Below are 9755 nucleotides of genomic sequence, written 5' to 3' on the forward strand. Positions count from 1 at the left end.
GGAGCAGGAGCAGGAGCAGGAGCAGGAGCAGGAGCAGGAGCAGGAGCAGGAGCAGCCAGAGGATACGAGACCGGGCCTCAGCCGCAAGGAACACGTGCTCGCGCTGCTGCGCGCCGATCCATGCAGGATCTGGCGTGGACGGGAACTCGCCCGCGTGCTGGAGATCGTCAACCTCAACAGCTTCTGCGTGCAGCTGTCGCAGTGGGCGGCCAAAGGACTGATCCTCAAGATTGCTCCCGCTGCTTACGCGCTTCCTCCGGATCAGTTCCCTCGGAACCAGTCTCGACCTGCAGAAACAGCCAAGTCGACAGCAGGGGTCACGGCTTAACTACGCGGCCTTGGTTCAAGAGAAGACGTAGCACTCCACTTCGGCCCTGCGCTGGGTCAACCCGCCCGTCACCCACTGCTCGACGCACCGGCGCTCCCGCTCGCTGAGCGGGAGCCGTCCGCACACGGTGACGCCGGAGTACGTCCGGCAGTCCAGGTCACGGTTCTCCCGCCCCACCCGGTAGTCGCGCCGGACCGCCACGAGACACCTCTCCCGCAGCCCGGCCGTGTCGGCGTACCGGCACTGGCCGGCCAGGATCCGGTGCTGCTCCGCGCTCACCTCGGTCCCGCCCGCGGAGGATCCGTCCGGAGACCCGCCCGGAGTCCGGTCCCTCTCGGCCTCGTCCGGCCTTGTCTCGCCCGGCTTCGTCTCGCCCGGCTTCGTCTCGTCCGGCCGGGCCGGGTTCACCGCCGTCCCCGCCGCAGGGACCGGCGGCGCCTGCGTCGGGGCGCCCTCCGGTCCGGAACCGCAACCGGCGGCCGCCATGGTCAACGCCAGCACGCAGACGAATGCTCTCATATCGTGACCCCCGGCCCAGCGTAACCCGAGCCGGGTCTGATCCCGGAAAACTCCGCGCATCGCTTGGGTAGGCGGACCCCGCCGCGGCTCGGCGGGCCCGCCCGCCAGAGGTCCCGGTCCACCCGCAGGTACGGGAACGGTCCTCCCGCACGTGCGGAAAGAGGCGCAACGGCCTGGCGACGAAGGACTTGCGACCCTCCATCCGGAGGCGGCGGTGCGGTGGAATCGGAGAGGAAGGCAACCCCCCGCGCTCCCGAGGAGAAGACGATGCGCGTCAAGGTCAGTGAGGTCATGACCGGCGAGGTGGTGTCGGTCACCGCCGCGACACCGTTCAAGGACGTCGCCGAGGCGCTCCTCGCCCACGGGGTGAGCGCGGTGCCGGTCGTCGACGCCGAGAACCGCGTCATCGGCGTCGTGTCGGAGGCGGACCTGCTGCTGAAGGAGGAGTTCAAGGAGCAGTACCACCGCGAGGGCTACCGGCCGCCGCTGCGTGTCCGGCTCCGCCGCCGGCTCGGCCGGGTGAGGGGCGCGGCCGGGGGCGTCGGGATCAAGGTGCGGGGCGGCACGGCCGCCGAGCTGATGTCCTCCCCCGCGGTCACCACCAGGCCGCAGACGGCGGTGGTCTACGCGATGCGGCTGATGGACGAACACGGCGTCAGGCGCCTGCCCGTCGTGGACGCGGACGGACGGATCGAGGGCATCGTCAGCCGCCAGGACCTGCTGAAGGTCTTCCTGCGCAGCGACGAGGAGATCGCCCGTGAGATCAGAAGGGACGTCCTGGACCACTCCGTCTGGCTGGACACCTCCGCCGTGGAGGTCACGGTGCAGCGGGGGATCGTGACGCTGAGCGGCCGCATGAGCCGGGCCGGCGCCACGTCGAGCTTCCCCGGTTCGGTGCTCCGGGTCAACGGCGTGGTCGACGTGATCGACGACCTGCAGTGGGACGAGGACGACGTCGCCTGACGGGAGCCGGCGGGGCGGCCTCGCCGCCCGGCAGCCGGTAGCCGGGGGCGTCCAGCCGGAGACTCCCGCGGAGCACGCGGGCGGAGCCGGGCCAGGAAGGGAAAGAGCCCGGATCACAGGTGATCCGGGCTCTCCGCCGGTGCGCCGCCAGGGACTCGAACCCCGGACCCGCTGATTAAGAGTCAGCTGCTCTAACCAACTGAGCTAGCGGCGCTTGACCAGGAAAAGACTACAGGACTCCGCCCGGTGGTCCGTACATCACCTGACATGTACGGCGTGCGGCGCTCCTGGTCCCTCACACTCCCGGCGCTCCTGATCCCTCCACGCTCCCGGCGCTCCGGCGGTCCTCAGGCTCCCTGCGGCTCCGGCGCTCATGGCCAGGCCGGATCGCCCTCCGAGTCGAAGGGGTCGGAGATCACGCCCAGCCGCTCCAGCAGGATCAGGAACGTCGAGGCGTACGGCGAGTCCCGGACGACCGCCGCCGCCCGGTTCCAGTCGACCTGCTCGCGCAGCGCCCGGACCTGCGGAAGCAGGGAGCCGTAGTCGCAGGCGTGCTCCGAGAGCGGCAGCAGCCACGAGATGACCAGGTCGGTCGCCTCCAGGACGGGCACGATCACCGCGGAGGCCTTCAGCGGCTCGGCCCGCTCCAGCAGCGCGGGAGTCACCGCGTTGTCGGCGATCCGGAAGATCAGGTCCACCAACCGGCCCTCGTCATAAGCCTTGACCAGCCAGTCCTCCGGCGGTTTGGCCGTGGTGAAGCCCAGTTCGCTCAGCGCCTCCAGGGCGGTCGGCACGTCCTCCTGCGGGAGGACGAAGTCGACGTCGTGCAGCGAGGGCGCGGCCCCGCGCGCGTAGGCGGCGCATCCGCCGGCGAGTGCGAAGCGGACACCGGCGTCTTTGAGCGCACTGCTCGATCGCTTCAACGTCTCCAGAATGGCGTCGGTGACCTCGTGGCTGTGGCTTCCCATAAACGGGGGCTACCCCCTGGACCGGCCCGTAGTCCCCAGGTATGACCTGGGCAAGCGAGGGTAATGGACTTCGATGATTCAACCTGAAGAAGTCCGTACAGAACCCCCCGCACCAGGTGAGAGTCACAAGGAGCGGGTTGACCGCGAGTTGACCGAGCTGCTCCAGGGTCTGCGCGTCGCGGTCACCGGTGTGCAGGTCCTCTTCGCCTTCCTGCTGACGCTGCCTTTCTCGGCGGGGTTCGAGAAGGTGGACACCCTCGGCCTCTGGCTTTTCTTCATCTCGCTGCTCAGTTCGGCCTTCGCCTCCGTCTGCTTCATCACGCCGGCGGCCCAGCACCGCCTGCTGTTCCGTACGGGACTGAAGGAGAGGATGCTGCACCGCGCCAACGAACTCGGGATCATCGGCGCGATCGCGCTCGCCGTGGCGATGACCAGCGCGGTCGCGCTCGTCACGGAGACGGTGATCCCCGGCTGGCCGGCGGCGGCCCTCGGCGGGGTGGTGGGGCTGCTCAGCACCTGGCTGTGGTTCGTCCAGCCATTGATCGATCTTTACCGGGACAAGGACGTTAAATGACGATTCCTTGGGGCAGTCGCCTTTCATGGTTACCTTGCTCTGGATCATCGCAGTCGTACTGGTCATCTCCGGGATCTATGTGATCCTGGCCCGTCGCGACCTCCTCTGGGGGATCGTGCTCATCGTGCTCGGCTTCCTGGTCGGTCCGGGGGGTGTGAGCATCTTCAACGTCTGACGCGGGCCATGGCCCGCCGATACCACCATCTCGAAGTCCCGTCGGAGAGCTCAGATCACAAGACGTAGCGGGCCGGGTTCCCACCCGGCCCGCTCCCGTTTCCGCCTCCCGGTTTCCGCCTCCCGACGCCGTCCCTGCCGGCCCCGGCTCAGCGGTCCCGGCGGCGCCTCCGGCGGCCGGTCCTCAGCACTGGCCGTCGCCGTCGTGGCAGTAGACCGCGTAGGCCCGGCCCAGCACCGGCAGCGCCACGTTGCGCACCCGGATGCCGCCGGGCGTCATGCCCTTCTCGGTCCCCTTGTGCGCGTGGCCGTGCACGATCAGGTCGGCGCCCTCGGCGTCCGCGGCCTCGGCCAGCAGGTAGCTGCCCAGGAAAGGGTAGATCTCCAGCGGCTCGCCCTCCAGCGTGTCGTTGACCGGCGAGTAGTGCGACAGGACGACGCGCACGTCGGCCTCGGTCTCCTTGAGCGCGCGCCGCCAGCGGTCCGCGATCCGCTTCGTGTGGTTCACGAACGCCTTGATCTCCGGCTCACCGAACTCGCTGGCGCACTTGCCGGCGAACCCGCCGCCGAATCCCTTGCCTCCGATCACGCCGAGCCGTGTCCCGTCGATGTCGAGGACGACCGCGTCGTCGTGGAGGACCATGATCCCGGCGTCGCGCAGCAGAGCCGCGATCTCCGCGGGCCGGTCGGAGTGGTGGTCGTGGTTGCCCAGCACGGCGACCACCGGGATGGGCAGGTCGCGGAACTCGTCCGCCACCACCTGCCCCTCCTCCAGCGTGCCGTGCCGGGTAAGGTCTCCGGCCAGGAGCAACACGTCGGCCTTCTCCTCGATGCCGGCGAGATGCTCACGGTAGCGGCCCCGGACGTCCTCGCCCAGGTGCACGTCACCGACCGCCGCGATGCGCAGCTTGCTCACAGCTTCTCCTCCCCTCCCGGTTCCCGGATGTCCGCCACGGTGAGCTCGTTGCGGACCGCCAGCCCGGGAGCCACCTCCTCCGCCACGCCGGCGATCAGGTCCCGGCGTTCCTCGGAGGTCACCTGGCCGCGCAGGAAGAGCTGCTCTCCCCGCACGTCCACCCGGATGCCGAGTTCGGTGGTGCGTTCGTCCTCCGCCAGCGCCTGTTGCACCCGCGCGGCGACGTACTGCGGAGCCTCCATGATCGAACTCCTTTCGCCCTCAGAACAGATCGCCTTCCCGCGATGCCGGAGGGCAAACGGACGGGGAGATCGTCCGGAGGCCGTACCTGGCCGGTCCCGGGCAGGCGAAGACCCCGGCGCCGCGCCGGGGCCGGGGTCCCGCCGCGGGCACACGGAAGCCCCGGCGCCCTTCTCGGGGCCGGGACCTCGTGCGGGCCGCTGGGCGGTCCTACCTGCCGGTGGCCTGGTGCAGGCTCCGGGAGGCGGAGCGGTCGATCGCCGCCTTGACCATGCCGTAGATCGCGCCCTGCACGGCCGCCGCGGCCAGGATCTCGCCCCAGCCGTACTCCTCGGACGTGGCCTGCGGGGCGTCGTCCTTGCCCGCGGCCAGCTTCCAGACCTGCTTGAAGATGGCTCCGGCGACGAGACCGCCGAGCATTCCGCCTGCGGTCCCCACGCCTCGGGATACGAGAGTGCTCAATGTCCGTCCTCCGTCTCACGTTGCGGGAATCTCACACGACCGGCGGGTCGTCGTAGTGACGCTCCTCGTAGACGCGCCGGTGGGTCACCGGGTCCTCCTCGACGACCACCGTGGTGGGCGCGATGGCCCTGCGGGCGACGTTCATCCGGTAGATGGCGATCAGCAGCCAGACCAGGCCGCCCAGCATCAGGATGACGCCGAGGATGTTGATGTCGAACCCGGCGAGATCGAATTCGACCGCCCATGTGAAGATGGCGCCGAGCATGATGAGGATGATGCCGCCTGCGATGGTCATGGGGTTTCCCTCCTTCGTGCCAACGCCACTCCACCTATCCCCCACACGGATCTCAAACGTTGACCTCGGAGGCCGCCGTGAAATTCAACCGTCCGATCGTCGTGACGGGCCTGATGGGCGCGGGGAAGTCCTCCGTGGCCCGCATCCTGGCCGCGGAGCTGGGACGCGGGCTGCGCGACAGCGATCCCGACCTCTCCTCCCGGTACGGCGGCGCCACGGCGGCCCAGGTCGCCGAGCGGGAGGGCGTGGAGGAGCTGCACCGCCGGGAGGCCGAGCACCTGCGCGAGTCCCTCGCCGAGCAGCCGCCCCCGGTGATCGCCGCGGCCGCGAGCGTGGTGGAGGATCCGGACTGCCGGGCGGCGCTGGCCTCCGCGCTGGTGGTCTGGCTGGACGCCCCGGCGGAGGTCCTCGCCGAGCGCATGCTCTCCAGCGGGCACCGCCCGCACTTCGAGCCCGATCTCGACGTGATGCTCACCAAGCAGCGGGCCCGCAGGGGTCCGCTCTTCGCCGAGGTGGCGGACCTGACCTTCGACGTGTCGGCGGCCGGGCCCGAGGAGGTCGCCTCCTCGGTGCTCGCGTCGCTCACCGGCCGGTGATCCCGTTCCCGCCCCCGCGGAGTCACGGGGAGCGCCGCCCCGGCCCCCGGACGCCCACCCGGGGTCCCGGGCAGTACGGCGTCAGCCGCCGAGCAGCGTCAGCATCCGCTCGATCTGCGCCGTACGGGATGCCTCGATCCGCCCGGCCAGCCCCCTGACCTCGGGATGCAGCCCGGTGGCGGCCTCCGACCTGGCCATCTGCACCGCGTCGTCCTGGTGGGCGATCATCATGTTGAGGAACGTCCGCTCGAAGTCGGCGGGGGCCGCCTCCGCGACCGAGGCGATCTCACGCCCGGCCGTCTCCGGCATCCCGCCGTGCGCGGCGTGCTCGTCGGGCGGGGCGGTCGGCGGCTGGCCCCAGCCGCGCAGCCTGCCCGCCATGGCGGCCGTCTCGGTCTCCTGCGTCGCGGCGATCGCCGCCGCCAGGGTCCCGATCTCCTCGCGGACCTGGCGGCCACGCGCCAGCCGGGCCAGCTCGACGCCCTGGCCGTTGTGGACCACCATCATCTGCAGGAACATCACGTCGGCGGAGTTGAAACCCCGGGCGGCGCCGGTCGCGGCCGCCCGCTCGGCCATCGCCTCCCGGGCCCACCGGCCGCCGGAGACGCCGCAGCCGGCGACGGCCACGAGGGCCGCGACGGCGAGCAGGACCGTCAGGGCACGTCCCGCTCCGCGCTCCGCGCGGGGCCGCGTCGTGATCGTCATGGGGAGCCTCCTAGAGGAGGGCCGGAGTCCGCGCCGGAGAGTGAGGGCTCCCCGGCACGGGCGGGCGGCCCGTCCACGGGTACGGGCCGGAAGCCCGGGGCCGGGCCCGGCCCGGCCCGGCCCGATGGTGCGGGGCCGGACCCGACCGGGTGCCACCGGGTCAGAGGCGCTGCCAGAGGGCCGGGACGTTCGGCGGTTCCCAGCCGGTCAGGGAGGTGTGCGCCTGACGGCACTGGTAGGTCGCCCCGCCGTAGGTCACCCGGGCGCCCACCGCGTAGGCGGTGTTCGGGGCCCAGCTGCCGCCCGGCTGCGAGGTCGGGGTGGACGTCGGGGTGACGGTCGGCGTGGGGGTGGGCGTGACCGTGGGGGTCACGGTCGGGGTGGGCGTCGGCGAGGGGTCGGCGCCGCCGCCGAAGTCGACGTCGCTGCAGGTGTAGAAGGCCTCCTCGCTGCCCACCACCCGCTGCCAGATCGAGTAGATGAGGGCGCGGCCGCTCCGCTGCGGGAGGTTGATCGTCCAGTTGGTGTAGGTGGTGGGGTTCTGGTTGTTGAAGGTCCTGATGTGCTCCAGGTCCGACCAGCGCAGCGGCTGGGTCGGGTTCCAGCCCGGCTTGGTGATGTAGAACTCGAAGTTGCTGTTCGCGTGCGGCGCGGTCGCGTGGTAGGTGATCGTCAGCGGTCCCGGGCTGACCCGCGTGGCGGGCCAGTCGGCGCGGGCGAGGTTCAGCCCGCGGTACTTGTCCCGCCCGGCGCCGCAGAGCTGGCCGTCCGGGATGATCTGGCGGTGCCGTCCGCCGGCGTCGAGCCGGGACACCTCGTGCCAGTCGTAGAACGCCTGGGTCCCGCCCGCCGCGACGGCGGCCTTGCACGCGGCGGACTTGGGGTTGTCCGGGCCCTCGGTCTTGCAGACGTAGGCGCGGCTGGGCGGGTTCGACATGGATCCGTGGGCCTGCGCGGGGGTGGTGGGGATCACGGCCAGCAGGGATCCGAGCATGAGGGCGGCGGCCCCGGTGGCCGCCTTGGGTCGCACGTACACGTGGACGCCTCCTGATTGGGGGGAAATGGAGGTAAGGCATGTCCAACGGCCGACGGATAGCACGTTATTAATAAGAAACCTTACTAAGAATTACCTTCGGAGGCCACCCTCCTCCGGCTCACGGCGAGGACCACCTTGCCCCGCCCGTGGCGCGCCTCGACCTCGCGGTGGGCGTCGGCGGCCCGCTCCAGCGGATAGGTCCGGCGGACGTGCCAGGCCAGCACGCCCCGGACGTGCAGCTCGGCGAGCGTCGCCAGCCGGGAGGCCAGGCGCGTGCCCCGGGTCGTCTGCACCCCCAGCTCGGCGGCCCTGCCGTGCTCGACCAGGGTGACGATCCGGTCGGGCTTCACCAGCCGCAGCGAGACGTCGAGCGCCTCGCCGCCCGCCCCGTCCAGGACCGCGTCCACCCCGCCGGGGGCCGCCGCGCGGACCCGCTCCTCCAGGCCCTCGCCGTACGCCACCGGGACCGCGCCGAGGGAGCGCAGGTAGTCATGGTTCTCCTCGCGCGCGGTGCCGATGACGACGGCGCCGCACGACCGGGCGAGCTGCACCGCCGCGGTGCCGACCGCACCGGCGGCGGCGTGGACCAGGAGCGTGTCACCCTCGCCCGCGCCCAGCTGCTCCAGCGCGATGTGGGCGGTCTGGGTCCCGGCGGTGAAGCCGCCCGCCACCTCCCACGACATGCCCACGGGCTTGGCGGTGACGTTCTCCGCCGGGACCACGACGTACTCGGCGTAGCAGCCCAGCAGGTCGAAGCCGAGCACCTCGTCTCCGATCGAGAACCCGGAGACCCCGGCTCCCACCTGGTCGACCACCCCGGCGAACTCGTTCCCCGGCACCCGGGGCAGGCCGCCGGAGACCCCCGGCGGGGTCCAGCCCTGCCGTACCGCCACGTCGAAGGGCTGCACGCCCGCCGTCCGCACCCGGACCCGCACCTGGCCGCCGCCCGCCTCCGGGGTCTCCGCCTCCATCACCCGCAGCACCTCGGGGCCGCCGAACTCGGAGAACGCCGCCACCTTCATCCCGGACTCCTTCTCATCCCAGGCTCCTTCGCTCGTTCCGTCCGGGAACCAACCCTGCAACCTCGACCTTGATCGAGGTCAATTCCGCACTCCCGCCTCACGGAGAGCGACAGGGAGAATGCGTCAGGTAAGTCCGCTATCCTCCCGCTATGCCGGACGGGGACGATTTCACGACGCGCTACCGACTGCTGCGCCAGCTGGGCAGCGGTGGGATGGGCACCGTGTGGCTGGCCAGGGACGAGATGCTCGACCGCGAGGTGGCGGTCAAGGAGCTGACGCCGCCCCCGGGGATGAACGAGGCCCAGCGCGCCGAGACAGTCGCGCGCGCCGTGCGGGAGGCGCAGGCCACCGCGCAGCTGCGCCACCCGGCGGTCGTCGCCGTGCACGACGTGGCGGTGCACGACGGCAAGCCGTGGATCGTCATGGAGCTGCTGCGCGGCCGTACCCTCGCCGAGTTCGTCGCGGAGCGGGGGCCGCTCCCGCCCGAGCAGGCGGCCGCGCTCGGCGCGCAGCTCCTCGACGGGCTGGACGCCGCGCACGCCCGCGGCATCCAGCACCGCGACGTCAAACCGGGCAACGTCTTCCTGACCGACTCGGGGCGGGTCGTGCTGACCGACTTCGGCATCGCCCGGCTCGCCGGTGACGCGACGCTGACCCAGACGGGCCTGCTCATCGGGTCGCCCGGGTTCATCGCCCCGGAGCGGCTCGACGGCGAGCCCGGCGGGCCCGCCTCGGATCTGTGGTCGCTCGGCGCCACCCTGTACCTCGGAGTCGAGGGCACCCCCGCCATCGAGGGCGAGACCATGGTGCGGCTGAGCGCGACGCTCTCCGGCCGGATCAGGCCGGCGCAGCGGGCCGGCGCGCTCGGCCCGGTCCTGACCGCGATGATGGCGCGCATCCCGCGCAGCGCCCGGACGCGCAGACCCTGCGCGGGCTGCTCGCCCAGGTCGCCGCCGG

The 9755-nt window shown here is 71.7% G+C and carries 15 protein-coding genes and 1 tRNA gene; 6 read left to right on the forward strand and 10 right to left on the reverse strand.

Annotated features, from left to right (window positions below; translation table 11 throughout):
- The coding region (locus tag ACWJ6R_RS22165) for a hypothetical protein (protein WP_449064071.1) at positions 1-328 on the forward strand (328 nt) is incomplete at its 5' end.
- Positions 329-343: 15 nt separating this feature from the next.
- On the opposite strand, the gene ACWJ6R_RS22170 is transcribed toward ACWJ6R_RS22165, so the two are convergent.
- Positions 344-847 (reverse strand): hypothetical protein, encoded by a 504-nt coding sequence (locus ACWJ6R_RS22170; protein ID WP_449064072.1) that lies wholly within the window; start codon positions 845-847, stop codon positions 344-346.
- 267 nt (positions 848-1114) lie between these two features.
- Here ACWJ6R_RS22170 and ACWJ6R_RS22175 point away from each other — a divergent pair, with 267 nt between their 5' ends.
- Positions 1115-1810 (forward strand): CBS domain-containing protein, encoded by a 696-nt coding sequence (locus ACWJ6R_RS22175; protein ID WP_449064073.1) that lies wholly within the window; start codon positions 1115-1117, stop codon positions 1808-1810.
- A gap of 140 nt (positions 1811-1950) precedes the next feature.
- On the opposite strand, the gene ACWJ6R_RS22180 is transcribed toward ACWJ6R_RS22175, so the two are convergent.
- Positions 1951-2024: transfer RNA gene (locus ACWJ6R_RS22180), tRNA-Lys, on the reverse strand.
- A gap of 157 nt (positions 2025-2181) precedes the next feature.
- Positions 2182-2778, reverse strand: a complete 597-nt coding sequence (locus ACWJ6R_RS22185; RefSeq protein WP_449064074.1) for a nucleotidyltransferase family protein — start codon at positions 2776-2778, stop codon at positions 2182-2184.
- Between the two features lie 73 nt (positions 2779-2851).
- On the opposite strand from ACWJ6R_RS22185, the gene ACWJ6R_RS22190 reads away from it, so the two are divergent.
- On the forward strand, positions 2852-3352 hold the full coding sequence (locus ACWJ6R_RS22190) for a DUF6328 family protein (protein WP_449064075.1): 501 nt from the start codon (positions 2852-2854) through the stop codon (positions 3350-3352).
- A 25-nt stretch (positions 3353-3377) separates the two neighbouring features.
- Positions 3378-3527: a GPGG-motif small membrane protein gene (locus ACWJ6R_RS22195; protein ID WP_449064076.1), complete on the forward strand. Its 150-nt coding sequence runs from the start codon at positions 3378-3380 to the stop codon at positions 3525-3527.
- Positions 3528-3710: 183 nt separating this feature from the next.
- Here the strand turns inward: ACWJ6R_RS22195 and ACWJ6R_RS22200 are convergent, their stop codons facing one another.
- The 4 genes from ACWJ6R_RS22200 to ACWJ6R_RS22215 form a co-directional block, all read right to left on the reverse strand.
- Positions 3711-4442 carry a metallophosphoesterase family protein gene (locus ACWJ6R_RS22200; RefSeq protein ID WP_449064077.1) on the reverse strand — a complete coding sequence of 244 codons (732 nt, stop codon included), beginning with the start codon at positions 4440-4442 and terminating at the stop codon, positions 3711-3713.
- Positions 4439-4684, reverse strand: a complete 246-nt coding sequence (locus tag ACWJ6R_RS22205; RefSeq protein WP_449064078.1) for a BON domain-containing protein — start codon at positions 4682-4684, stop codon at positions 4439-4441. Before ACWJ6R_RS22205 ends, ACWJ6R_RS22200 begins: the two co-directional genes overlap by 4 nt.
- 208 nt (positions 4685-4892) lie before the next feature.
- Positions 4893-5120 carry a DUF4235 domain-containing protein gene (locus ACWJ6R_RS22210; RefSeq protein WP_449064079.1) on the reverse strand — a complete coding sequence of 76 codons (228 nt, stop codon included), beginning with the start codon at positions 5118-5120 and terminating at the stop codon, positions 4893-4895.
- Positions 5121-5175: 55 nt separating this feature from the next.
- The gene (locus ACWJ6R_RS22215; protein WP_068897502.1) at positions 5176-5439 is read right to left on the reverse strand and encodes a DUF6458 family protein; all 264 of its coding nucleotides are present in this window, start codon (positions 5437-5439) and stop codon (positions 5176-5178) included.
- Positions 5440-5516: 77 nt separating this feature from the next.
- Here ACWJ6R_RS22215 and ACWJ6R_RS22220 point away from each other — a divergent pair, with 77 nt between their 5' ends.
- Positions 5517-6035, forward strand: a complete 519-nt coding sequence (locus ACWJ6R_RS22220) for a shikimate kinase (RefSeq protein ID WP_449064080.1) — start codon at positions 5517-5519, stop codon at positions 6033-6035.
- Between the two features lie 81 nt (positions 6036-6116).
- Here the strand turns inward: ACWJ6R_RS22220 and ACWJ6R_RS22225 are convergent, their stop codons facing one another.
- The 3 genes from ACWJ6R_RS22225 to ACWJ6R_RS22235 form a co-directional block, all read right to left on the reverse strand.
- A complete protein-coding gene (locus ACWJ6R_RS22225; RefSeq protein ID WP_449064081.1) occupies positions 6117-6740 on the reverse strand; it encodes a DUF305 domain-containing protein in 624 nt (207 codons plus the stop codon).
- A 160-nt stretch (positions 6741-6900) separates the two neighbouring features.
- Positions 6901-7776 (reverse strand): lytic polysaccharide monooxygenase auxiliary activity family 9 protein, encoded by an 876-nt coding sequence (locus ACWJ6R_RS22230; RefSeq protein ID WP_449064082.1) that lies wholly within the window; start codon positions 7774-7776, stop codon positions 6901-6903.
- Between the two features lie 83 nt (positions 7777-7859).
- Positions 7860-8798, reverse strand: coding sequence for an NADP-dependent oxidoreductase (locus tag ACWJ6R_RS22235; protein ID WP_449064083.1), 939 nt, complete (start codon positions 8796-8798; stop codon positions 7860-7862).
- A gap of 149 nt (positions 8799-8947) precedes the next feature.
- Here ACWJ6R_RS22235 and ACWJ6R_RS22240 point away from each other — a divergent pair.
- Positions 8948-9755 (forward strand): serine/threonine-protein kinase (locus ACWJ6R_RS22240; protein ID WP_449064084.1); only part of this gene is annotated, 808 nt, incomplete at its 3' end.

It is taken from the genome of Planomonospora algeriensis, assembly GCF_977012225.1.

Bases quoted from the DNA above. Each gene is read 5' to 3' on its own strand.
- ACWJ6R_RS22170 (WP_449064072.1), bottom strand. From the start codon at position 847: ATGAGAGCATTCGTCTGCGTGCTGGCGTTGACCATGGCGGCCGCCGGT.
- ACWJ6R_RS22175 (WP_449064073.1), top strand. From the start codon at position 1,115: ATGCGCGTCAAGGTCAGTGAGGTCATGACCGGCGAGGTGGTGTCGGTC.
- ACWJ6R_RS22185 (WP_449064074.1), bottom strand. From the start codon at position 2,778: ATGGGAAGCCACAGCCACGAGGTCACCGACGCCATTCTGGAGACGTTG.
- ACWJ6R_RS22190 (WP_449064075.1), top strand. From the start codon at position 2,852: ATGATTCAACCTGAAGAAGTCCGTACAGAACCCCCCGCACCAGGTGAG.
- ACWJ6R_RS22195 (WP_449064076.1), top strand. From the start codon at position 3,378: ATGGTTACCTTGCTCTGGATCATCGCAGTCGTACTGGTCATCTCCGGG.
- ACWJ6R_RS22205 (WP_449064078.1), bottom strand. From the start codon at position 4,684: ATGGAGGCTCCGCAGTACGTCGCCGCGCGGGTGCAACAGGCGCTGGCG.
- ACWJ6R_RS22215 (WP_068897502.1), bottom strand. From the start codon at position 5,439: ATGACCATCGCAGGCGGCATCATCCTCATCATGCTCGGCGCCATCTTC.
- ACWJ6R_RS22225 (WP_449064081.1), bottom strand. From the start codon at position 6,740: ATGACGATCACGACGCGGCCCCGCGCGGAGCGCGGAGCGGGACGTGCC.
- ACWJ6R_RS22235 (WP_449064083.1), bottom strand. From the start codon at position 8,798: ATGAAGGTGGCGGCGTTCTCCGAGTTCGGCGGCCCCGAGGTGCTGCGG.